At 65.0% G+C, this 24,495-nt stretch carries 16 protein-coding genes; 4 read left to right on the top strand and 12 right to left on the bottom strand.

Going from position 1 to position 24,495, the window contains the following annotated elements:
* Position 1: 1 nt before the first annotated feature.
* The gene (locus E5206_RS04115) at positions 2–1,474 is read right to left on the bottom strand and encodes a DUF3375 family protein (RefSeq protein WP_136321384.1); all 1,473 of its coding nucleotides are present in this window, start codon (positions 1,472–1,474) and stop codon (positions 2–4) included.
* Between the two features lie 310 nt (positions 1,475–1,784).
* Between E5206_RS04115 and E5206_RS04110 the strand changes: the two genes are divergently transcribed.
* The gene (locus E5206_RS04110; protein WP_136321383.1) at positions 1,785–2,084 is read left to right on the top strand and encodes a hypothetical protein; all 300 of its coding nucleotides are present in this window, start codon (positions 1,785–1,787) and stop codon (positions 2,082–2,084) included.
* Positions 2,085–2,096: 12 nt separating this feature from the next.
* Here E5206_RS04110 and E5206_RS04105 read toward each other — a convergent pair whose 3' ends face one another.
* The 10 genes from E5206_RS04105 to E5206_RS04060 all read right to left on the bottom strand — a co-directional run bounded on the left by E5206_RS04105 (position 2,097) and on the right by E5206_RS04060 (position 20,161).
* On the bottom strand, positions 2,097–3,059 hold the full coding sequence (locus tag E5206_RS04105; protein WP_136321382.1) for a hypothetical protein: 963 nt from the start codon (positions 3,057–3,059) through the stop codon (positions 2,097–2,099).
* Between the two features lie 44 nt (positions 3,060–3,103).
* A complete protein-coding gene (locus E5206_RS19410) occupies positions 3,104–3,970 on the bottom strand; it encodes a hypothetical protein (protein WP_240689932.1) in 867 nt (288 codons plus the stop codon).
* Positions 3,971–4,263: 293 nt separating this feature from the next.
* Positions 4,264–5,316: a hypothetical protein gene (locus tag E5206_RS04095; protein WP_136321380.1), complete on the bottom strand. Its 1,053-nt coding sequence runs from the start codon at positions 5,314–5,316 to the stop codon at positions 4,264–4,266.
* Entirely contained in the window at positions 5,316–8,087 is a 2,772-nt protein-coding gene (locus E5206_RS04090; protein WP_136321379.1) for a hypothetical protein, read from the bottom strand. Before E5206_RS04090 ends, E5206_RS04095 begins: the two co-directional genes overlap by 1 nt.
* The gene (locus E5206_RS04085) at positions 8,077–8,598 is read right to left on the bottom strand and encodes a hypothetical protein (RefSeq protein ID WP_136321378.1); all 522 of its coding nucleotides are present in this window, start codon (positions 8,596–8,598) and stop codon (positions 8,077–8,079) included. The genes E5206_RS04090 and E5206_RS04085 overlap by 11 nt, the downstream gene beginning before the upstream one ends.
* 13 nt (positions 8,599–8,611) lie before the next feature.
* Positions 8,612–10,501 (bottom strand): hypothetical protein, encoded by a 1,890-nt coding sequence (locus tag E5206_RS04080; RefSeq protein ID WP_136321377.1) that lies wholly within the window; start codon positions 10,499–10,501, stop codon positions 8,612–8,614.
* 66 nt (positions 10,502–10,567) lie between these two features.
* Positions 10,568–13,243, bottom strand: a complete 2,676-nt coding sequence (locus tag E5206_RS04075) for a hypothetical protein (protein WP_136321376.1) — start codon at positions 13,241–13,243, stop codon at positions 10,568–10,570.
* Between the two features lies 1 nt (position 13,244).
* Entirely contained in the window at positions 13,245–16,739 is a 3,495-nt protein-coding gene (locus E5206_RS04070) for a tubulin-like doman-containing protein (RefSeq protein WP_136321375.1), read from the bottom strand.
* A 111-nt stretch (positions 16,740–16,850) separates the two neighbouring features.
* Positions 16,851–19,673 carry a vWA domain-containing protein gene (locus E5206_RS04065; protein WP_168709259.1) on the bottom strand — a complete coding sequence of 941 codons (2,823 nt, stop codon included), beginning with the start codon at positions 19,671–19,673 and terminating at the stop codon, positions 16,851–16,853.
* Positions 19,670–20,161: a hypothetical protein gene (locus E5206_RS04060; RefSeq protein ID WP_136321373.1), complete on the bottom strand. Its 492-nt coding sequence runs from the start codon at positions 20,159–20,161 to the stop codon at positions 19,670–19,672. The genes E5206_RS04065 and E5206_RS04060 overlap by 4 nt, the downstream gene beginning before the upstream one ends.
* 507 nt (positions 20,162–20,668) lie before the next feature.
* On the opposite strand from E5206_RS04060, the gene E5206_RS04055 reads away from it, so the two are divergent.
* From E5206_RS04055 to E5206_RS04045, 3 genes are all read left to right on the top strand, one after another.
* Positions 20,669–21,229 (top strand): TerD family protein, encoded by a 561-nt coding sequence (locus tag E5206_RS04055; protein ID WP_346763465.1) that lies wholly within the window; start codon positions 20,669–20,671, stop codon positions 21,227–21,229.
* A 48-nt stretch (positions 21,230–21,277) separates the two neighbouring features.
* Positions 21,278–21,859, top strand: coding sequence for a TerD family protein (locus E5206_RS04050; RefSeq protein ID WP_136321371.1), 582 nt, complete (start codon positions 21,278–21,280; stop codon positions 21,857–21,859).
* A gap of 118 nt (positions 21,860–21,977) precedes the next feature.
* Positions 21,978–23,969 carry an acyl-CoA dehydrogenase family protein gene (locus E5206_RS04045; RefSeq protein WP_136321370.1) on the top strand — a complete coding sequence of 664 codons (1,992 nt, stop codon included), beginning with the start codon at positions 21,978–21,980 and terminating at the stop codon, positions 23,967–23,969.
* On the opposite strand, the gene E5206_RS04040 is transcribed toward E5206_RS04045, so the two are convergent.
* Positions 23,966–24,361, bottom strand: coding sequence for a YchJ family protein (locus tag E5206_RS04040; RefSeq protein ID WP_136321369.1), 396 nt, complete (start codon positions 24,359–24,361; stop codon positions 23,966–23,968). The two genes, E5206_RS04045 and E5206_RS04040, sit on opposite strands and share 4 nt — an antisense overlap.
* Positions 24,362–24,495: the final 134 nt, after the last annotated feature.

The raw sequence follows: 24,495 nt of genomic DNA, 5'->3' as shown, positions 1-24,495 counted from the left end.
GTCAATCTTTCTTGAGCGTAACCACCGGCAGGTATGCCCTGCGGGTGGTGCCGTCTATCTGTTCGAAGTCGATGGGCTCCCAGGCTTCGCGGTCGAAGCCTGCACCGTCGTGGAGGGCGTGGGAGAGCAGGGCGCGGATCGAGTTGATATGGCGCTCCTCGACCGGGAGCTGGTTCCAGGCCTCGGAAAGGGAGGAGGCTCCCGCCACCGCGGCACGGATGAGCTCCGGCCTGGCCTTGCCGGTTCGCGGCGAGCGCGCGCGGTCCGAGTCACTGAAGGCGATCGGGTCCGCGAGTTTGGGCGGGGCCGCGAACTCGTCCGGGTCGAAGAGCTTGACCATCGCGAGGGATTCGAAGCCGGCATTGAACAGTACCGGGCCGCGGACCAGGCCCGGGCGTTCGCGCTCGTACGGCAGGGACCGGATGGCCTGCTCGGCCTCGCGCAGGACCTTGCGGAGCCGTACCGACTGGCGGAAATCGTCGCTCTGGACGTAGGTGTTCAGGCTTTCGCTGAGCTTGCCGTAGATCCGCTGGATCTGGCTGTGCTGGGTGCGGAGTTCGGCCACGAGGTTCTTGAGGGTCTCGCGTTCGTCCTGGCTGAGCTCGTCCGCGAACTGCCGGCTGAGCACCTCGCCGATCGCGGACCGGAACCTCAGCTGCTGCTGCGGATCCTCCAGGAACGCGGTGAAGGAGCGGAAGGTCCTGCCCTCGGGGCTCTGCCGGAGCCGCTTGTCCGCCTCCAGGACCTGGGCCATGGTGGCGCCCTTGCTGAGGGATTCCTCGATGATCTGGTTGCGGAGCTCCCCCACGAGTTCCTCGATCCGGTCACGCATCTTCTTGTAGTCGGCGGGCAGGCTGGCCGCGAGATCCAGGATGTTGCCGGCCGCTTCCACCGCCTCGTCGTCGTCGAGCAGGCCGTCAAAGTCGCCGGAACTGATGTCCTCGATCAGCTGGCGCCGTTCACCGATCTCCTCCTCGAGGGCCTCCAGCCGGGCGCTCTGGTCCGGGTTGGTCTCGTTGGCGAGCTTCTCGACGTCGCCCAGCAGCGTGCCGAGCCGGGAGCCGTTGAGGGTGGAACGTTCGCTGGAGAGGCTGTCGAGGAATGCGAGGACGCGGGCCGCGGGCTCGGTGACTTCGTAGACGATCTGGCCGGACTGGTTACGGCGCGTCAGGAAGTTCTTCCGGGTCCACTCGTCCGCATATTTCTTCCCTGAGGGCGCGCCGCCGGCGGGGCCGCCCTGTTGCTCTGCCGTGCCGGGGCCTTGGCGGCGGAGCTGCTCGAGGAAGGCGTCGACGTCGGCGTGGAACTGTTCCAGCGGCAGCTGCGGCCTGATGCGGGTGAAGGAGGCTTGAAGCACTGCGATCACCCAGGGCGCGGAGCGGGTGAGCGCCCAGGCTGGTCCCTTGATGAGGAGTTCGAGGTCCCGGAGCCGGGCGCTGATGGCGTCGGCAGAGGACACGGCGGAGCGGGACATGCACTCTCCTTCGGCTGCCTTGGGGATGTTGTCGGGCAGCGGATTCGAAGAAGACTGCCAACTACAAGGTTAACGCAGCCCCCCGGCCGCATTAATCCAACGCGGGGTCGTACCGGGCCCATCGCGGACCGTGACATGGGCCGCAGATGACCCCGCGTTGTTTCCGCGACCGCTCCGTGACCTACTCTCCAGTAGTATTTCGATCCCGTATCAACGGCCGCGCCACGGCCCCAAGACCCTAGTTGCATCCACCACAGTCCCCCTACGCTCGGGGCTAGCGGTTCAGCCAAGGTGATGATCAGGGGGAACAATGCAGTTCGACCTAAGCGCAGTGGAAACGGCAACCATGGTGTTCTTTGGAACTCTCGTGGTTGCCTTGGTGATTGCCCTCTTCATGATGACGGCGGCCTTCGCGGCGCTGGTCCTGGTGGGCGTCGGGCGCCTCGCCTGGGCCATCGTGGCCAGCACATTGCTGGGGCTGGTCCACGGCATCAATCACGCGTGGGACCGCCTGGTCCACCACGCCTCCGCGGTGGAGCTTCCCGGTGACTTCCAGCCGCAGACGTCTTCCGTTGGGGTTGTTCCGCAGGGTGGAATGCTGGACCGCTGACAGGTTCGCCTGTCAGTTTCCGGTACCCCAATACGATCCGTCGCTGGACCGCTCTTGGCTCCAGCTGAGCGGGCGGACCGGAATCGGAGCTTCCGGTCCGGCCGCAGCTTGACGGTCCATGCCTGAGCCGCCCGGTGAAGGGCGGCGGGCTATCCTGTCGGCCTGCCGGACTACGAGAAAAGACCACAGCAGGAGTCCTGCGGAGAACAGAAGCAGGCAATACCACGCCGGGCCGATCTCAAACTGGAGCCCCTGGATGGGGGCAGCCAAATCAACGGCGCCCGGTTCGACCCTGGCACCGGAAAGCCCGAGCATGGCGGGGTCCACCGTTGGCGGCAAGTCGATCCCCACCGCGCCCGCATCCAGGTTCAACGCCCCCAACGCGTCCGCGACCGTGAACTTCAGGGCACCCAGGGAAGAGGCCAGTTCCACAACCGGCGCACGCAGCGCGACGGCTACACCGGCCAGGAACATCCAGGTGCTGCCGACCCACGCCAGCAAAATCGCAGAGCCCCGGCTGGGACGCCTGAGCAGCGGCAGGCCCCCAAGGATCATGAGCGCAATCGTGACCACTACGGCACCGCCGAGCACCGTTCCCCACGCACCAACGCTGATCCGCGAGACCCCGGGAATCCGGACCACGAACCAATCGACAAAGGCCGTCACCGCAACGACGCCAGTGAGCGCCGCGAGGCTAGCCAGGGAAACAATGCCGCTGCGGCTCTTCCACTGCCACGGCAGGGCGGTGTCGTGACCAGACCGGCGCTCCCTCCTCGCGACCGCGACTGCCGCCAGGATGGCCACGCCCAGCACCGGAACGAGGATGCCGGCCGCGACTCCAAGGGTGCGGCTGAATCGGCCGATCGAGGCCAGTCCAAAGCCGGCTATCGCGCCGAAAAGGCTGGCAGCCAGGACCGCGATGAGCCCGGACTGAATCGCGAAATTGGCCCACATGCCCAGATTCACTGTGACCATTCCTCCCACCGCGGCTGAACGCGGGTTCCGGACTCGGCGGATGGCTAGATGGCACCCGTCATGCTTAGTACCCATTTGGCAGGATCAAGGCACCGGAACGGCGCGATTCCCCGTGAGTGGACGGCGTCGCCTGACGGTGACTCGCCGAGTGCGGAAACTGCAAAGAACCTGTACGGGATGCGCTGGCCGGCGCCCGGATTCTCCAGGCTCAGGACCAGGTGCCGTGCGTTCAGTTTGTGCAGCAGGCTGCGCACCTCTTCGTGCAGGAGTTCGCCGTCGTCCTGGTCATACTTGGAGGACTCCAGGCTTGGGTCCCGCAGGAAGGCCGCACCGGAATTGGACATGACTGATTGCCACTGGACATCATCCACATTCCGGAGCTCTTGCATTGCATCAAACTTCGACAAGATGACGGCCAGCGGCGGCGTCGCCGTTCCGATGATGTTAAGCAGGTTGCTCAGGACCGTGTTGGGATCCCCGCCCAGGCGGAGCTGCGCCGGGATGAGGTCCTGCACCTTGGCGCGGATGTCCGGAACGGTGAGCGGGTCAAACATGAAGAAGACACCGTCAGCGTGCCGCAGGAAAGCCAATGGCATCGTGTCTGCTGGCGGCTTTTCCATGTCCTCGCCTGCCACGTCACGGATCACCAGGTATCTCCTGACCCCATTCAGGATGCCAAGGCTAAAGATCAAAGGCTCCACCACATACGAATCGTGCGTAGCGGCGGGTGGGGTTGCCGGCATCAGTCCACGGGCTTCAAATAGGGGCTTTTCGTATATGTTTTTGTACGTTTCCTGCGTTCGCGCATCTGCAAAGTGAATTGTGCCGTTCATCGTGGCCATAAAGTGGCCCAATTGCTTGATGAGGACGGCGATGTAGAGGGATTTTCCGGTGGCCCGTGCCCCATTCATGGCGATGCAGGTAGCGCTTGCTTCGCGCCATCCCTCAATGAGGGTTTGGTGGCAATGCGGGCAGGCCTCCGGTGCAATCTCGTGGCATTGGGGGCACTGGACCGGTGCCGTGGGCGCCCAGCCCCGGGGTGCCGCCGGAGGTCGGTCCTGCCGCACAGCAGGGCCGTTGCTGACCGTCTTCCCCATGTAGCGGCTGGCCACATCGTCGGGTGAGGTGGGGCATTTGCCCGAGCGGCAGAGCCACAAATAGGAGTCTTCGGGCAATCGCTGGAAGCACGAAGGGCATCGGGTCGTCACAGACCGGTCCTTTCAGCGAAAACGGTGTCACGGTCAAAAACGCTTTGCAATAGCGAAGTTACGAGTCCGCGTAATTCTGCCGGGTCGGCCAGAAGCCTGGCTTCCAGCGTTTCGTCCCCCGCGGGCGGCTCAACAACAGTACTGTGAACGGTTGTACCGCCCAGCAGCCGCCAGACGCCGGGGGACGTGACGGCGACGATGTGCCGCCGGCCCGGTGCCGCTTGCTCGGCGGTTTCCAGTTCGACGACGTCTGCCGGCAGCGAGTCCGTCAGAAGATAGGTGAGGGAGTTCGAATTATCGGGCTGTGTCCAAGGCAGACGCGACGCCGACCGGAAGCCGTTCGAGGGAATGCGGCTAAGTTGTGCGTCCTGTACCGACTGGGGAAGAGCCACCAGAGGCTGCGAGGGGAGCCGCTCCGCCGAGTTCCCAATGATCCCAGCGGAAATATCGGTACCGTTCGTGATCACTTGGGCGACACCGGTCAGGACTCGGACCAGTCCGGCGAACGTTCCGTTCCTGGCCAAATGCAACGCCGAACCCGAGCGGTCCACCGCAATATTCATTGTTAAGGCCGCACCGTCATCGAAGCTTTGCACACCGAGCAATTCGCGAGCGGCGACACGTGCCGCGTTTCCGAGTGCCCCCAGATCGGAATCCTCCTTGTTCTGGGCAGCCCTGAGGCTCAATGCTCCGTCGACCAGTTCGACCGAGACCAGGTCCTTCCTGTCCAATCCTGAAACATCGACCGGAACCAGAACGGCTCGTTGCGGATCCCCCGATTCCCGGTCTTCGACGGCAACAGAAAAATGCACAACCGTCTGTGACGGGAAACGATCCCTGCCAGTCGGAATCACGGAGACAGTCGTCGCGGCCTCAACCCTGGGCAGGATGACCATGCTCGGCGGCCGGACCACGGACGGGACGGAGCGGCCACCCTGCGTCACCTCCAGCCAGGCCTCCACGCCCCCGCCCTCGACACGCACTGTCATGTTAAGGGGACGGACGGTGAGCCGGACTTCATTCGTGCCCTCCAGCAAATATGTGGGCATTAGCGATCCTTTCTTGTTCCGGGCCTGAGGGCACCCAGAAATGTCGGCCTTGGGCTTGCTGTTGGTTCAACCAAGGATTTCCACCAGGACCGCAGGAACCGGTCCCGGTCGTCGTATGCCTTCTCTGCACGGCGATCGGTCATCGCTTCCGAAGATTTCGGCCAGAGCCGGGCGGCGAGCGACTCGGACAGTGCCATGGAAGTGGACGCGTGGCATGTTGCCAGGACCCTGCGCAGTGGAACCTCCAACAACGGCACCGGCCCGTCACCCGGATCCCAGGTCACACCGGACAGCGGATGCCGCTGCGCGGATGGCGGATCCGGATAGCCGGGCGCATTTTCCAGAGCAACTTCTGCAAGACGCTGGAGGAGTTGCCCGCCCAGAAGCCCCTGGTCTGCGCAGTCCTGCAAGATGCCAACGGCCCGGGCCTCCGGCTCCGGCTTGTAGCCGGCCACGAGGTTCCGCACCAAGGATGGCCATACATACTCGCCCGGACGATGCCCGGAAACCAGCGCTGCCGCGACGACGACGGCATCCGTCACCTCCGGGGGCAGGCTACGCGGGTGGACCGCCTCCAGCGCAGCCTGGACCGTCTCAATCATCCAGTCCGCAACGCCGGGAAGCTGTTCGGCATATCTCGTCGTCCACCCCCCGCGGGACTCAAGCCTGAGACGCGCGAAATCGACTTCGGCGCCGTCGCCGTCCCCGCGTTCCTTCTCGATCAGATCCACCAGTTGATCCAGCGTCCCGGATCGCGGCTCGAGCACGAGTGCCGGCACAAAGGTTTGCCCCGGCAGATACCGGGGACAGCGACGCTCGATCACCAGCAGTTCGCCGGCGCTCCACGCGGGGGCCGACGTGAAGACTGCGTCCCACAACCGGTTGTGAGGGCTGCTGGGGTCGTCCGCTATCAGTGCCATGGCCGCGATCGGCCGCGCTCCCTCCGATGTTCCCTGGCCGGATACACACTGCCAGATTGCAATTTCGCCGAGAAGTTCCGGAATCTGCGAGGTCTCCGTCACGGTCCGGAAGAATCGGTCGAGCTCAGCGGGCGCGGCCGCCCACAGGAGCCAGTCGCAGAAGGGCGGCGGGATGCGGTGTCCGGCCGCGGAGGTGTGGAATCTCGCGGTGCTTCCTACAGCGGCGACAATGGATCTGCAGAGCCGGGGCGACAACTGGCCGACGGCGGTCACCATGGCCGCCGCGGCGGTGTCGTCGTCTATCACGGCGGAGACGACGCACTCCAGAATTTGCGTCGTGGCCTCGGCAAGGACGTCATCGTCCGGGTCCCAGAGATCTGCCAACCCGCCGCGGCAAAGGAAATCAAGGAACCGCAACGCCCCGTACAGCGAGTCGTGTCGGGGCTCCGCCAAGACCTGGGTCCGGATTCCGAGAACGGCCTGACGGGCGGAAGCGCGCAATTCCGGCGTCGCGAGTTCGGGCCGGTAATCGGGTGGGAGGGGCATGGGCCCTGTGCGGGCCCTCCACTCAGGATCGTCGAGGGCACGCGCGATGTAGACGTTTATCAGGGTGTCCCGGATGGACGGGGAAACGTCCACGCGCTGCAGATCGCCCCAAGCCTGAACAGCCCCGCCGCCGTTGTCCCTGCCCATACTCGATAGGGCCAAGGAAAGCAGTTGCTCGTCGTGCCGCAGAGCGTCAGGAGAATGCATCTTGACCACAGCAGCGGCCTCATCCTGGAGATCGCCAAATAGCTCGGCAAGCCTGAGAACTGCCATCGCAAGAGGCCAGGCCGGTTCCCGGCCCGTATCCCCAACACGGGCCGAAATGTCATCGAGTTCAGCCAAAGCCGCAGCCGCAGTAGCTGCGTTCAGCAGCACCGACTGAGCGAGTTCTGACCACGCCGTCGCAACGATCAGCGATCCGGCCTGGGTCTCATGCGGCTGACCGCCCACTTCACCGAGGTCCGGCATTTCGCGCTCATCGAGAACCGCGTAGCCGGCGTCCGGGCTCAAGTCCGGCACGTCGCTCCGCGGCACGCACGCTATCTGTACGCCCCGTTCGAAGACCGTCGCCAGGGCACCGGCTCTCTCGTAGACCGAGAAACTCAGGCAACGGGCGGTGCTCGGGGACGTCAGGCTTGCCAAAGCACCGATCCAAAGCGCAGCCGATTCCGCAGAGTCGGCAACAAGGACTATCCGGGGTCCCCCGCGCAGCGCTGCCGACGCCGCGTCAAGCAGCACACTGAGCAGCCCGATGCGCCAGCGGCCGGGGTCGAAGAGGAATTCCAGGACAGTCTCCCGGCTCAATCCAGCCCCAAAGACGGGCTGCCCGGTGTTGGCCAGTCCGGACCTGGCAACCTGTTCGGGACCGAAGGGGCACATCAGGTCCGGCGAACGCCACAATTCAATGGGCCTGATCGCTGGTTCGGCCGCGTCAATGGTGCGGTCCAGCAGCACGTGGCTGAAAACGTTCCCGGGCCGGCCCGTGGAATCCCGGCCGGCCATGACGCTGTGCCAGTAGGAACCCCGGCCCCCGCCGTCGGCGATGTACGTCAGTCTCCGGGGCATTGCCTCCAGCTCCGCGGGACTCGGAAACGCGCTCAACGGGACAGCAGGATCAAATGATGTCACGATCCGGGATTTCAGGGCTTCGACTTCGTCGTGGCTCAGGTTTCCGGCGGTGTCCTTGACTTGCCATCCGCCTCCGGCACCGTTCCCGGGGTCAAATGAGGCGTACGTGAGCTGCGCCCACCGCGAAACACCCTTGGGCGAATTTTCCACTGTCATCTTGCCCCCGTCAGCGCCCATCGAACATCCCCTTGAAGGGGTTCACGGGGCCGGCGAGCCGCAATGACCGAAGCGGCGGATCGAGCAGGGCGACCATCCTCAAGACATCGACCGGCAAGTCGGCGAACAGCCGGACATAGCCCTCGGTCGGACTGACTTCACGGGACCATGCCTCGGGCTCCGTTTTCCAGGTGCGGGACCCGTCGGGCCCAGGATTGGTATCGGGAACAAATCGACGGGCCGGCGGGGTTGCCTCATCCCCATCACTGACCATGCTCAGGGCGACCCCATCGAGAACAGTCAGGGGGAGCCGCTCGCGGTTGTACACCAGGACGAAAGGAGGCATGGACGGCGTCGAATCGATCGCATGGACGCTGACGGTGAGACCGCTGGTCTTACCGAGCAGGCTCTTCTTGACCCCGATCTGGTAGCCGAGCCTCAATATCGGCGGATACGCCACCGTCGCTGGCGCCCCGGCCACGCGTCTGCCGGCCTCGAAACTGACGGGCACCAGGTGAAGGTCACAGCCCATGGACGGAAGCTGGTCATGGAAATGCAATCCCCCACGCTGCTGGTAGTCCGCCTGGGTGATTTCCAGTGGATCTCCGCCCAGCGCCAGCTCCGGGTCTGTCCCCTGTCTGGCCGCGATACACCAGCACCGACGCTGCACCGGCCGGCCAGTCGAAGGTGAGGATCTGGCTGTTGACGCGCTCCAGGATCTTGGGATTACGGACCTTTTCCCGGCGCGACTTGAAGGTCGTGCCTCCGACGAGCGCCATGCCGTCAAGCAGAGTCACAGGTGTGAAGTATGCCCTGGTCCAACCCGACGGCCACGGAACGCTGACCATCGAGGCCCGCCCCTGTGAAAGCGCTATGGGATGCGACAGCCTCGATTCGTCCGTCAAACCGTTGATCACCAAAGAATCAGCGGACAACGCCTCCAACTCGATGCCTGAAGTTGGCGGCAGTTCGGTGCGGTAAATCGACACCGTTCCGCCCGCAGGTGCGCTCCATTCCAATTCGAAGTACGGTATGTCCGGATCGGAGCTGAGCCGGATTTCCAGGTCCGAGACCGGCTCCAGCACCGCTGAGACCTTTAGTGAACTGTTGGCGGGGCTCGACAACCGCGCGACGCCGTCCACAACGGCTTCCGCATAGACCTGGTAGAGGTAATGGGATCCCCGTTCGGCGCGCGCGTCAACGAATCCGCCGAGATTGTCTGATTCGGCCAGGATCCGGTACTGCGGGTCTCCTCCCGCGGTGGCCGCCTTTTCGATCGGAATCCGGAACACCTGGACGCTTCGCGTACCGGGCAATGCCGACCATTGTCCAATGATCCGCCCCTCATCCTCCGTGACATTAACGCCGAGGACCTCGCCTACGAAGGCACCTTGCGCATGCAGGGTGGGCTGGGCTGCCACCGCGGCTTCGATCGAAGGTCCTTCGTTGAGCCAGACTTGAAGGTGCCGGACAGCGGCTCCGAGCGGCCTGCCATCCACGGCTGAGTCGCTGTGCGCGACACAAACGAGGTCTGCCCGGTCGGGTGAATAGGGCGGGTGGTCATCGCTCGAGATCACCCGGTAGATCTTGATCGGCTGATCTGATCCGCTGTGTGGCCACGAATACTGCCGGGCACCGTCGCCGTCCCGTCGGATGGTTAGCGCGACCGGATTCAGCGTGGACGGGCCATATTCGAACTGAGCAAAGGACTTTGGATCTATCGGCTCGGCCGGCGCCCGGCCGGCTTCAGCGGGGGCAGGCTGCCTGACCGGCGGCTCGGCCGCCGGCACGCTCTTGGGTTCGGCCGGAACCGTTCCCTTTGGACCGGTCGGAACCGGAACCTCGACGGCGGGAACGCTTGGGGAAGCTCCCGGATCAGGCTCCCCGACGACGTCCGCGACCTCGTCCGCGAACCGTCCGGCTGCGGGCGGAAGCATCCTTCGGATGTCCTCCGCAGTGGTCACCCCGGAGTTGGCCACCTGATGGAGGTGCGACTCCTTCAGGTTTGAAATGAACGACCGGCCGTTCGCGGTTTCGCCGTCACGCCAGGCCTTGAGCGCTTCGAGGACTCTCGCCTCGGGCGTTCGGGGCTGCGCCTCGGGCGCCGCCGGCGCTCCCGGTCCGACCACCGGCGATGGATCGGACCTGCTCTCCGTTGCGGGCTTTCGCCCGGCATCGGTTTCAGGCTCATCAAGTTCGGGACCCAGTTGCCGGTGCGGCTCGGCGATGTTGAATGCCACCTGGTTCATGACTTCCTTGATCGCCTTGGGCCAGGCCCCGACCAGGTCAGCGTCCACGCCGGGGACGTCGACGGTCTTCGCCCTTGCTATCGATGCCAGATCCCCAGGGCAGGGCACGCGGAATCCCCGGGCCTCAGCATCTGCGGCCCACAACGTCAGGGCCAGGTAACGGGCCTCGAACTTCTTGTCAGTCATCAACATCTCCTGCGGGGTCGCCCATCCTGGCGGTCGGCGAAAGGGGAATCAGGTTCGATCGGGGGATCAAAAGGTGGGGCCCGTCGGCATGACGAATTCCGGGGGGTCGGTGGGGTCAAAAGGATCCTCTGCGGGAATTGACCACCAGTCCTTGTCTATGGTCGTTTTCGAGATCAGAAACTCGTGTTCGGGAATCCCCGCGCTGAACTGGACAAGCGTGAGCTGCTGGCTGAGACCCGAGTTGCTCTGGAATCTGCTGCTGCGGTCTACGGCGGCCCGACCGGCGCTGCGGCCGACATCCGTGAGGACAGCACTGTCAAAGAGTTGGGACACTGCGCCGGCGCCGGAATCCTGCATTCCGGACATGAATTCGCTAAGTGATGTCTGAACCTGGCTGGATCCGCGGACCTCATCCACAGTGGACTGCAATCCCGCCGCTGTGGACGCCCTGTGACCTTCCAGGCTGTTGAGGGCTCCTGCCCACAGCTCTTCGCCGGCGGCCGGGTCGATGCCGCGCCCGTCCAGAATCCGAATCCAGTCCGGCAGGAGTGACAACTCGCCGTCGCCCGGCTGGCGGAAGATCGAGTCAGGCTGGCCCGTCAGCTCGTAACCGCGCACCCCAAGTTGGCGGCCGGCGTTCAGAATGGCCAGTTCCCAGGACCTTGTCAGCCAACCGACGCTGAACAGATCACGGCGCAGTTCAGCGGCCGCGAGGCCGATAACCTGCTGGTCAACCGCGGCCGCGCCGACCCGCACATTCAAGGGAAGTCCTTCGACCGCCGGAGTCCGTCCGGTTCCGGTTGCGCCCGCCCGGCCGAATGGCTCGTTGAGCACGGTACCGATGATGTCGGACCAGGCGAGAAACTGGCTGTAAGCACCTCCCAGCCTGCGGAGATCGCGAAGTGCGTGCCGCAGGTTCCTGCGTGAGACCTCGTCGTCACTGATCAGCTGCTTGCGTGCGTTCAGCAGCCGGAACAGGTCCCGCTGGCCCCTGAGGAACGTGACCAAGGCGGCCGCAAACCAGCCCAGAACCAGCGTGGTAGCGGCGATCGCAGCGGCGGCAACGGTGAGCACGCCTGTCAGGAACAGAACAGCGATAACAGCCACCCCGGCGATCAAAATACCCACCAGGATCTTCATCCACCAGGAAAGCCTCTTCTGCTTCGCCATGACGCTGCCCATCATTCCGTCCGCTGAGGCCGCGTCGCGGATCTGGGTGAGGAGGCGCTGAACCTCGTTCTGGACCTCCATGAGGCTCTGGCCGATCCGTGTGCCCACACGCGCAGCGAACGTGTCCTCGAACTGTGCCTTCCAGCCACGCAGTTCCTGCACCGTCCGGCTGGCAGACAAGCCCAGGGCCGGATCATCGGCCGCGCGCTGAAGGCGCTGCTCCATGGTGAAGGTGCCCAGGACATCAAAGGGGCGTACGGAGTGAAGCTCGATGGCAGCCGCCAGATGTGGTGGAATCTGCTCAAATCGGGCCTCCGAACCCGGGACGGCCATTTCCGGTCCCCGAAGCACGGCCCGCTGGGTACCTACCTGGACCGGCGGAAGCGCGTCCACCCGCTCGCCGGCATCAGCCAGGGTCATGGCACCGGCCGCATAGTCCCGCCACACCGCGGACAGATCTGCGGCGGCTTCATGGTCATCCTGCATCCCGGAGGTCCCAAGGGCTTTGTCCAACGTCACGGCGGCGTCGCGGACATCCAGCCACGAGACCGGAAGGCCATGGGGAGTCACGCCGTCGACCATCACTGTGTACTGGGACGGGGCAGAGCCGAACACGGCACCGTGAACTGCTGCGGCGGCCTGGGACTTGGCTCTCGTCGCGATCCGGTTGGCCCAGCTCCGGGGCGCGCCCTTCAGTGCGGCCAGCAGGAAACTGAACATCATCCTGAGCGCTTCCAATGCGCCGATGGGCTTCGGAGTCTCCGCCCGCCTGGCCTCACGGGGCCCGCGCAGAACACCCTGATGTTTAGCCCACAGGCTGTCCGACATCGCCTGGGCCGCGCGTCCATGGTCTTCGATGTAGGTGGTGGATCCGCCGTGATGGGTCGGTAGCGGCAGCCCTTGCCGCGTGGAAATTACCTCCTTCTTCAGCATTTCCTCCACCGCCGAGGTGTCGAGCTGGCGGTGGTAGGCCCGCACCAGACAAGCGCTTTGCCCGGGGAGGGGGGATTGCCCATCCAACGGCGTTCCTTGGCTGCCATGCCACAGCCCGAGAACGGAAGCGCACGCGGATGCCGCGAGGACACCAAAATCGTGCGGGTCCTGCGTGGAATACAGAAGTTTCTGGCCGATGCCGGGCCCTGCGGATTCTTCGGGAGCGAGCACCAGATTATGCCAGCCGTCCTGGGCAAGTCCCTCTATCTGCTTGGACTCCCCGGCCCGTGTGATGACCATCCGGACGCGGAGGACCTGGCGTCCTCCCATCGAAGACTCCAGGAACTCCGCAATGTCCTGCCCGGTCCGGACGTCGACCTGGTCTTGCGAGGCCATCCCGGGTACCAGTACGCACAACCGAATGGCGCTGTACCCTTCTTCTCCGGCCATGCCCTGCAGGGTGATGCCAGTCTGGGCGCCATCGGCGACCAGGACACCACCGATGCTTGTTCCAGTCACCATCCGGGGCTCGATCCAGACAAAGGGGCCGATCAGGTCCAATCCCGACAGATCGGTCAGCGAGTCCCGGATTCCGGCGGCCAGACCCCGCGGAGCCACAAGAACTGTCAACGCACCCATCTCAGAACGCTCCAATCCCGGGGAACGTCAGGCCATCATCGGCGCCGCCCGGCGTCACGGCCACGACGGGGACCGCGAGCGAGCGCTGGTACGCGGTTTCAAGATGCTGCAGCAGCTCGCCGAGGACAATGTAAATGTCGTCGGCGAGGTCGCGGAAGATTGGCGTGGCGCTGGCCGCCCGTCTGGTCGCAATGACGGAAAAACTGCCCCCTCCGGTGTTGCCCTCCTTGCCCGGCGGCATGAAATGGTCGCCGGCAAGCCCCCGGATTGTCTCCAGCCACGCCTTGGTCAGCTCAAAGCGATCGTCGACCGTGCTTTCCGGCACCACGTCCGGGACCCGGCTTGGTGATCCGGAGAGCGTCTCGCCCGTGCCCAGCCAGGCGGCCAGGGAGGCGCCGGCAGAAACTTCGAACAGCCCCGCCGCCGGCTCTTCGGCCGTCGAATCGTACAGCCCGCGCAGTACGTGGTACGGCCGCAGGGAGGACAGGACCGGGGCCTGGTGCGTCCGCGCTACAGCGATAAGGATGGATTCCATCACCGCCGGCAGCCAATCGAAGGACTTGGCCAGGAACTGTGCCGGAGGAGTCAACAGCGGGTTGGGGAACTGGATCCATTTGCGGTTCAACTCGTCCCAGATCTCGACGGCGGTTTCGTACGGCGGCTCCGGGAGCCGGAGCTGGCCGGTGATCTGGCCGACGAACCAGCCGGCGATCATGGCGCGGCGTTCCGCGTCTCCCATGGGCAGGGACGCAACGAGCGGCCGTGACCTCCGGTGGCTCCAGAAGCCCTTGCGCTCGGGCAGCGAGGTGCCCGCCCATTGCTGTGCCACGGGGCCCAGTACGGAGTCAAAAACTAGGGGCGAATAGTTCCGGTAGGAGCCAAAGATGTCGATCCGCTGCACGTTCGCGTCTTCGCTGAGTGATCCCCTCAAGATGTCCGCCGTTTCCTCGGCGATGTTCGGATTCTCCGCCGTTTTGGCGATCAGCATCTGGGTGAGGTCGTCGACTGCCATGAAGGGGATCGACGAAAACTTGTAACGGTACGCCACGGACGCGTCGTGGACCATCCGCACAACGTCGGGATTGACGCCGATCAGCGGTACCGCCCGGTTCAAGGCCTGCGCGAACTTCGTCGCGAGTTCTGCCTTCCGCTGCGGTATCTCCGATTCCCGCGCGTCCAGGCCCAGCACGTAGTCGCGTAGTGACAGCGAACAGAACCGGTGGAAAGGCTCATGGGGGCGGGCGACGTACTGCCGCGCCCGGTCCAGGACCTTGGATGGCGCGGTGTGGAGGACAAACCGCGGCCGTGACGGAGTTACCGGCGCGTGTGAGACCGGATCGCGGTTGAACTCTCCCGGCCGCCAGGCCGCGACTTGTTCGAGCAGGCCGGCGGGAGCGGCAGATCCGCTTGCAACCGGCCATCTGCCACTGATCACATGGTCCGTGAGCCGCCTGCGTGCGTCACGGAACGCGAGCTGTCCGGCCGCTCCGCCACCGCTGGCCGTCACATCCGCTTCATACTGGCCGGCGAAGAATCTGGACTCCGTGATGAGGATTTCGTTGTCCGCTACGTCAAAGCGCTGCGGCACGCCGCGGTCCTCGTCCGAGGGCCAGGACCCGTACTGGTCCGTGGCGACGTCGGCCAGGCCCACCGGAGTTGACGTCGCGGCAACGGCCCCCGTCAGGACGTCCAACGCTTCGCTCAGCGCGTCCTTCATCGACGGCAGCACCTCCGATACGAAGGCGGTGAAGACGTTGCACGCTGACCCGGCGGCCTGCGCAAACAAGAGGTCTGTCGCCTGTCCGCGGATCAACCCGGCCAAACGGTCGATGACGGATTGGCCGTTGGCAATGACGTTCATCTGCCCGACCTCGTTCTCGAACTGCCCCGGTATGGCCGCAACATTCGGCATCCCGTGGTTGGCCATCTCCTTCAGCGTGACCACCAACTGGTCACGCAGCAGGGCTTCCAGCCGTTCAACGATGGCCCGCGCATACGGCAGCCCGAACTGCGTGACGGCCTGCTCGATCTGGCTCATAAAATGTCCGAGGAGGACGTCTTTGTAGTCGTACGCCCAGGCATAAGCTGCCTCGGATGTTCCCGCGGTCACCGCGACCTTGCGCTCCTGAAGCTTCTGCCGCAGCACCGGCAACCACTGCGCCGCATGGTTTCCCGCGGGCGCGGGGAGATAGGGCACCACCTGCTCATCCGAGATCGTCGCTGCCAGCCGGGTGACGTCCTGGCGCCTGAATGCCGTCTCGGTGAACCACTCCAGCACCTGGCTCTGCCCCAGCGCGCCCTCCGCCGCGGTGGGCAGCCCCAAGGCCCCACAGATGTTGCTCCACTGGCTGGTCACCAATGCGTTGACCTGTTCCACGGACGACGCCGTGTTCCCGGTTTGCAGATGTCCGCTGCGCAATCGATCCACTGCCGTACGCGCCAAGCGCTGGGCCGAGTACTCCGCGTAGCGGTCACGACCCATGCTGAGGCTGGCGAACCCGAAGGCCCCCCATGCGACGTCGTTTGACTCGGCTCCCCAGCCAAGGAACTGGCGGCGTGCCGGCTTGTCCTCGGATAGGTTGCCGAGGTCGAAGGAGACGAAGTCGCCCGACGCCCTGCCGCTTCGCATCAGCGCAGCAAGGCCCCGGCCGAGGCCGCGGTATACGGCGTTTTGCGTGCCGTCTCCAAACATGGTCCGCTCCACGCCCGAGAACCGGCCGACCGGGAACACGCGCGCGAACGGCTTTTCACCCGTGGCGCCGCTCTGTTCGCCGAGGGCTGCCAGCGTCCGTGCGTCGTGCTCTTGCGCGGCAACGGTTTGGGCGGCCACGATTTCCCCGAGCATGGCCAGCGAATTGGCGCGAACGCCGCCGCGGGCTGCCGGCGGCAAACTGTCAAACACGTCGGCCGCCAGCATGAACACACCCATGAGGCCAGGAGTCACGCCGGGGACAAGTGTGAGGAGGCGGCAGACGTCGAGTGCCATGGACGCGCCGGCGCCTCCCGCCATCGATGAAACCACCAGGACGATTGGAGGCTCGACGGAATGGAACGCGTCCGACCCCGGCAGGAGTCCTTGTACATGCTCCATCTGGGCATTGGTTTCCACGAGGTTGAGTTTCTGGAACGCACGCTCAAGTCCCATCCGCACGTCGGACGCTTTACTCAAGGTAATCATGCGGCCAACAGCCCGCATCTGGCCGGCGCCACTGTGGATCGGAACGCCGATCTTGTTCGGGTCACGCGGAGCCCACGTGCCGATCTCTTCCAGCGACCGCTCGTTGGAAAGTCTGTGGCTCAGCGCGTTGTCCAGGATCGGGTAACTGCCGCTGTTGGGTCCCGTCCCGATGTAGGTGCCGCCCTGTTGGAACACATTGCCCACCCCCGGGATGGCAGTATCCGGAGCCAGCGGCACATCAATGTGGACGAACTGCCATCCCGCAGGGATCTCATCGATGCCTTGCGCATGGAGCTCGGACTTGAGCTGATCCATCATGAACGCCAGCGTCGCTCCACCGGATCCCCCACAACCAACAACCAGGAATTTGCGCACGGCCCTACCTATCTGCTCTGTAATCGAAAACTTCGTCGCTGGGACTGGGACCTGTCACGGAGGCGGGGTGCCCCACGGACTCGTGACCTGGGGGTCTTGCGATCCGGAGGCCGGTTCCGGTACCGGGGCCTGGTCCGGGCTGGCGCCGCCGAATCCGCTGAATCCCCCCGGCCCGGCACCCCGGTTTGCCGCGCTGAACCCGGAAAATCCGCCGGCGCCTCCGGATGCTGTCGGTCCGGACCCGGGCACCTGACCAGGGGTAGTGGCTTCAGCGACGTCCGCGGCGCGCATCGCTTCGGCCAGGCGCTCCCTGAGCAGCGGAAGCCGGCGCGCAATGTCGGCCGCGATGTCCTTCTTCTCCGCGGGCGAGGCATCCCCGGCGGTCAGCACCAGGACCGAGGCCGACGCCGGATCCCCCATCGGGTCCACCAGCAGGACCCAGTGGTTGTGGACCGCAAGGGGCAGCCGCGGGGTGAGCCCGCGCCGGTCGGCGGCGGGGGCTGCTGATCCGACGCCGTACCGGGCGGGAGCCAGCACAGCCACGTACCCGGATCCCAGTGGAGACCAGCCTGTCTTGGCACGCAGCTCGATCCCGGCCACCGTGAGTGATCGTGAGCCCGAGGCCTTCATTGGAACAAGGTCGGTCAGGTCGGTGTCCCGGATGACGAAGGGCTGGCCGTCGCGCAGCAGCTGTTGGTGGGAAATGGTCACAGGGATGATCTCGCCGGACAACACACGTCCCGGGATCCTGGCGACGAACCACTTGGCGCCGTACATCAGCAGCAACGGAATGCCGGGGCCAAGCACAAGGGCCACGATCAATGCCAGCAGGAAATTGGTGGTATTTAGGGGCTTGGACATGCTCGCCGTAAACGCCACGCTCACCGGCAAAGCCCTGCCCGGTTCGCCGTCGGGCGCAATCATGAGCTCAATCCGGCCGTTGACCGAACCGTTGTCCGGCTGGTCTGCCGCAAAAGTCATCGGCAGGGAATTGACGTCCTTGACCTTGATGCAGCTTTCCGGTCCGGAGGCTTTGGCGAGCCCGATCGTCACTTTGCCCAAAGCCGCGGGCGACGCCACGATGTCCGGTGACTTGCCCGCGGCCAGCCAGACGCAACCGGCGCCGGAGACCTGAAGCGCGGCGGATGCCTGCGACGTCCCATCCATCTGGCCGAAATCGATCTTCGAACCCACCACGGGAAACTCTGCCGGAGGAAGCAGGTTCACCGGAACAGATGCCAAAGCGGGCGTCAGCGCCGTACCCGGGACAGGGTTCCCGCCTGCCGTCGTTGGTGCCGTCGTGATGGCCAGGTCCAGCTTCAGTTCGGCAGCCCCGACGGAAAACCCGGTGAGATCCAGGGTGACCGGCTTCGCAATGTCGGCTTTGCCCAGCGCATCAGCCACGACCATCGTTTTGCCTTCGGAGCCAACCAACGAGGCCGTCAGTTTTACGTCACCGAGCAGCGAGCCGGGGTCAACCGGGTTTCCGGCGGCGTCCAGCAGTCCCAGCTGGATATTGCCGATCTTCTCGCCCACGTGGAGCGGAGATGCTGCCGGATTGAGCCACGCCGGCTTGAGGCTCCCCTCGATGTGGATGCTGGACCGGGAGGGTTTGCCCCCCGACTGGCCGGCCGGGTCCGTAAATGCGAGCTGCCACAATCCGCTCCAGGACTTGCTTCCAGCACCTGCCGCCATGGAAATCACGACCGTTTTCTCGGACAGCCACGTGTACTTCAACGAACTGCCGTCGGCCGCGAGCGTTACCTCGGTGCCGACGTTCGTCCTGGGGAGCTGGCTAAGGTGGCCCAGCGGATCCAAGAGCGACGCCGAGATGCCCGGGGCATCGGCTGTCGCCAGCACCCGGACAGCAGGGGTGGACTGATCAAGCACGAACCGGTGTGCGCTGTCAGCGCAGACGGCCACCTGGCAGATGCCGCTGGTCTGGAGAATGGCACGGCTCTTCGGTGAACTCACGCCATCGAAGGCGAACAGCAGTCCGTCGATGTCCGTCGCCAGATGGAACTCACCGGGGATGGGTGCAGTCAGTTTTCCACATTCCGAGGAGTCCGAAGTTGATTTACCGGCCACCACAGATTCGAGAAACGAGAAATCCGATGGTTCGCCGCTTTGCAGGCCCACGCCGAAAACTGAGACGTGCGATGAGCGCAGCTGGTCAGCCAGGCCACCGCCCCGGCAAATGTCCGAAACAGCCAACTGCCGGACTTGCTCGACGGCGGCCTGGCTGGTCAGCTCCACGTCGGGAGCAAATGGCTTGGCGGCGCCAAACAGTGCCTTGTCCTCGTTGCTTTGACGGATGGTGTAGTTGATGGCACCGTCGGTGAACCAGACCAGCGTTTGACAGCTTTGTGTTCCGGGACGGGCTGCGGCCCTGGCAGCGAGCTCAGTCCGGGCACCGTCCAGGGCCGTCCAATAGTCGGTCTCCATACCCTGGACGCGGTCTTTCAGTGAAGCGATGGTGGCTTGGACGCCCGGGAGGGTCGTGTTGTCCAGCGACGTCCAGTCGTCGATTCGGGAATAGCCCTGGGCGAAGACGCTTACCGCGACGCTCAGGTCCGCCTTCGAGCCGGTCGCAAAGTCTGCCAGTTGTTTGACCAGGTAGGACGCCGACGTCACGCGGGCATTTTCGGGGTCCGTTCCCTGCAGGCTTGACGACTCGTCGACCAGGAGCAATATGTCCGTTGCCCCGCCACCGGCGACGCAGGCTCGAAAATCATCCACCTGGGTCGAGGTCTTTTCCGCCGTTGCAACCGGGGCCGGCGCAGCCGGGGCTGCTGCAAGCGCGGAACCTGCTCCGAGGGCCGGAAGGGCGGCGCACAGCGCTGCGGCGGTCAGCGCCGCCAGCCAGCGGCGGATCAAAGCCGGCCTGCCCAGTTTGCGATGTGCAGCGCGCTCACGACGACGGCCACGAGACTTGCCAGCAGGGCCAGCCGTTGCATCCATGGAGCCACAGCACTGCCCGAATAAAGCGTAAATGTCCGTGCCCTTGTGTCCTTCAACGAGAACAGCGCCACGGCTGCAATAGCCACCGGCCCGCCCAGGAACCAGGCGGAAATAGCCGCTGCCGGCAGTTGGCCAAATGTGAGGGCCACGCCAATCGAAAGGGCGGCCGCGGCTGCCGCAATATACAGCCAAAGCATGGGTGCCGCAACAACTTCAGAACCCGTTGCGTCGTGAGTTGCGTGGGGAAGGGTTGAAACAGAACCACCAAATCCTGCAAATGGGTCGGCGGGTGCCACACGGTTCTGGGCGTCGCCGAATTGGCCGTCCGCTGGAGCCGGCGATTGACTGTTCGCCGGAGTCCCGCTGTATTGACTGAAGTCAAAGGGGCTAGGCCCGTTGGACATGCTTGATTCCCCCATTTCATGGCCGCAAAGCCCGGCACGAGTGCCGCTGGCGCACAGCGGCACTCGTGCCGGCCCGTCAACTCGAAGGCCCGGGAATGCCATATTCTCCGGCCCCATGTCAAGTCACAGGCGCTTCTTGCGGCCATACTATGTCCAAGCACCCGCCTGCACAACAAAAAGATTTCCAATTTCAAAAACCGACGAAACATGGGTCGAATATGTCGTGTCCAGCCCGAAAAAACGTGGGCCCCGAAAGAATTTTGCGCGGAAAAGGTAGATATTCTGCGATCAACTAATATGATGCGAGAAGTCTTGGGGGACTCTCTTCCGGGATGTATTTCGCAGTCCTGAAGGCATACGCTCGGCCTTGACAATGCCGTGTTCAACACGCGCATCCGGAGCGAATGAATCCGTTCTGCAGTTGTGTCCAGTCACTGAGCAGCAAACCGCATAAGATCAACGGAAGTGGGAACCAGAATGAGCTTGAGTTTGCAGAAGGGTCAGTTTTTGTCGCTGACCAAGCAGAACGGTGAGACACTGACCAATGTCCGTTTCGGCCTCGGTTGGGACGCTGCTGTGCCAGCCAGGAAGGGCTTCTTCGGCGGCAAGAAGGCCGTCGAGATCGACCTCGACGCCTCGGCGATTCTCTTCGACGCCAACAAGATCCATGTCGACACGGTCTTCTATAACCAGCTGGCCAGCAAGGACGGCTCGATCCAGCACACCGGCGACAACCTGACGGGCGATGGCGACGGCGATGACGAGACCATCCTGGTCAACCTGACCGGGGTCTCAGCCTCGGTCCAGCACATTGTCTTCACCATCACCAGTTACTCCCAGCAGACCTTCGACCAGGTGCAGAACGCCTTCTGCCGCGTGATCGACGATTCCGTCCCAGGCAGCCCCGAAGTGTCGCGCTATGCGCTGGCAGAAACCGGCCGGTACACAGCGATGATCATGGCCAAGCTGTCGCGCAACGGCGGCACGTGGACGTTCCAGGCCATCGGCGCACCCGCCCAGGGCCGCACCCCCGTCGACGTAATCGCCAATGCGGCTGGCGTTCTGTAGCCGCACGCCCGGCCAGATCCGCACCCGCAACAAGACAAGGAGCCATTCATGTCCACTCTGACCCTCAGCAAAGGTAGCAACCTGTCCCTGACGAAGGCCGACCCTGGTCTCCGGCGGGCAATGATAGGCCTGGGCTGGGACCCCCGCACCACCGCCGGCCAGCAGTTCGACCTCGATGCTTCGGCCCTGCTGGTGTCAGCCTCCGGCCGGGTCCGTTCAAACGATGACTTCATCTTCTATAACCAGCTCTCCTCGAAGGACGGCTCCGTCGTCCATCAGGGTGACAACCTCACCGGCGAGGGTGAAGGCGACGACGAGCAGATTCTCATAGATCTGGATGCGGTCGCGGCCGACATTGAAAGGATCGTCATTGTGGTTTCCATCCACGATGCGGAGGCACGCCGGCAGAATTTCGGACAGGTTCGAGATGCGTTCTGCCGGGTGGTCAATGATGAAACCGATGCCGAAGTGGTCCGCTATGACCTCACCGAAGACGCGGCCGCCGAAACCTGCATGATCTTCGCGGAGCTCTACCGCAGCAGCGCGGAATGGAAATTCCGCGCCGTCGGCCAGGGATACGCGTCAGGGCTGCACGGAGTCGCCGTCGACTTCGGCGTCCAGCTCGGGTGAGGAGCCAACCCCTAGCACCGCAACCTACCCGCGGGTAGTATTGCGGGACAGCTGAAGGGTCTCCCACCCACGGCGGACCCAGGGCTCGAGCCGGCCAGCCGGTTAGAGGAGATGCCCGATGAGCTCCGCCATTGAAGATCCAGCCGCCGAGCTGCCGGCAGCGCCCGGCACGGACCACATCGGCCCGGACGCCACCGCCGCCGACGCCCGGGCCGTCACCGAAGCCGCCCGCGAGACCAGCTGGGACCGGCCCAGCTTCGCCAAGGGACTCTACCTCGGCAGCTTTGACCTGAGCCTGGTCCACCCTTGGCCCGAGGCCCCCGCGGACGACGTCGAACGCGGCGAAGCCTTCATGGCGCGCCTCACCGACTTCTGCCGGACCCTGTCCGGGCGCACCATTGAGCGCGATGCCCGGATCCCGGACGAATACCTGGCCGGGCTCGCGGAGCTCGGTGTGTTCGGGATGAAAATTCCCCGCGATTACGGCGGACTGGGCCTCTCGCTCGTGTACTACGGCCGGGCCCTGGGGCTTCTGGGCTCGGTGCATCCCAGCCTCGGCGCCCTGACTTCCGCGCACCAGTCCATCGGCGTTCCCGAGCCCGTCAAGGTCTTCGGCACGCCGGCGCAGAAGCAGGAGTACCTGCCGCGCTGCGCCGCCGGCGCCATCACCGCGTTCCTGCTGACGGAGCCCGACGTCGGCAGCGACCCCGCCCGGATGGGCAGCACCGCCGTTCCCTCGGAGGACGGCGAATCCTATCTGTTGGACGGAGTAAAGCTGTGGACGACCAACGGCGTGATTGCCGAACTCGTCGTCGTGATGGCTCTGGTGCCGCCCCACACCGGAGCGGACGGCATGGTGCAAAAGGGCGGCATCAGCGCGTTTGTCGTCGAAATGGACTCCCCCGGCATCACGGTGGAAAACCGCAATGCCTTCATGGGGCTGCGCGGCATCGAAAACGGGGTCACCCGCTTCCACCAGGTCAGGGTTCCGGCGGCCAACCGGCTGGGGCGCGAGGGCCAGGGACTCAAGATTGCCCTCACCACGCTGAACACGGGCCGGCTCTCGATTCCTGCGCTCTGTGTCGCTTCCGGCCGCTGGAGCCTGAAGATCGCCCGCGAATGGTCCAACGCCCGCACCCAGTGGGGCCGGCCGGTCGGCCAGCACGAGGCCGTCGGCAAGAAGATCGCCTTCATTGCGGCCAGCGCGTTCGCCCTGGACGCGGTGTTCGAACTGTGCGCGGAAATGGCGGACGCCGGGCAGAAGGATGTCCGGATCGAGGCGGCCCTCGCCAAGTTGTGGTCCACCGAAATCAGCTGCCGGATCGCGGACGAGCTGGTGCAGATCCGTGGCGGCCGCGGCTTCGAAACCGCAGACTCGCTTCAGGCCCGAGGCGAGCGCGCCGTGGCGGCCGAGCAGCAGCTCCGGGATCTGCGGATCAACCGGATCTTCGAGGGTTCCTCGGAAATCATGAAGCTGCTGATCGCCCGCGAAGCCGTGGACGCGCATCTGGCAGCCGCCGGCGACCTCGCCTCCGCCGACGCTAGCCTGTCCGACAAGGCGAAGGCCGCCGTCGGAGCTTCCGGCTTCTACGCCAGGTGGCTACCGAAGCTGGTGGCCGGCGCGGGCATGGACCCGCGGTCCTACAGCGACTTCGGCCGACTGGCGAAGCAGCTGCGGTTCGTGGAACGGTCCTCGCGGCGGCTGGCCCGGCAGACCTTCTACGGAATGGGCCGCTGGCAGGCGAAGCTCGAGCACAAGCAGGCATTCCTGGGCCGGATCGTGGACATCGGGGCGGAACTGTTCGCCATGGCTGCGTCCTGCTCGCGGGCCGAAATGCTGCTGCGCACCTCCCCGGAGCGGGGCGCCTCCGCCTACGAGCTGGCCGAAGCCTACTGCGAACAGGCCCGCGTCCGCGTGGAGGAATACTTTGACCAGCTGTGGAGGAACACGGACGACGCCGACCATGTGCTCTCCCGCAAGGTCCTCGCCGGCGGGTACGAGTGGCTGGAGGCCGGCGTGCTTGACCAGTCCGAAGGGACCGGCCCGTGGATTGCGGATGCCAGCCCGCGCGCTTCGGTGAAGGAGAACCTGCACCGAAAATACCGCTAGGCGGCCACGACGCCGTCGAGATAGTACCAGCGGCGTGCTACCCGCACGAAACGGCTTGTTTCATGCTGGACTCCGCGTTCGCCGTCGTGCCGGAAATGGGCCTGGAACTCAACGGTCCCCTCGCTGTCCAGTGGACCGCCGCGGCTGGTGGAGACGATATCCAGGCGGCGCCACTGGATCGCGGGGTCAAGCTCCAGTCCGGCGGGCCGGGTGTCGGGATGCCAGGTCCGCAGCAGGTAGCCGGCGTCCAGCACCACGAAGGCGCTGTACCGGGACCGCATGAGTTGCTCCGCCGTCGGGGCCTCCGCGTCGCCGCGGTGGAAGCGGCCGCAGCACCCGCTGTACTGCTCGCCGGAGAGGCAGGGGCAGTTGCCTGCATCGGGGTACGTCACGAAATGTCCTTCCGGCGGGCCGGACGGCGCCGGCAGGGCTGCTTCCGACTATAGACGCACCCACATGGACGCACCCACCCGGGGCACCGCCGTCGCCTCCGGGATATCAGCTTGGACACATCTCCACAGCGGCC

The organism is Arthrobacter sp. PAMC25564 (assembly GCF_004798705.1).
Classification (GTDB): Bacteria; Actinomycetota; Actinomycetes; order Actinomycetales; family Micrococcaceae; genus Arthrobacter.
The sequence above is the reverse complement of the archived record's forward strand: the minus strand, read 5'-3'. Positions and strand labels throughout refer to the sequence as shown.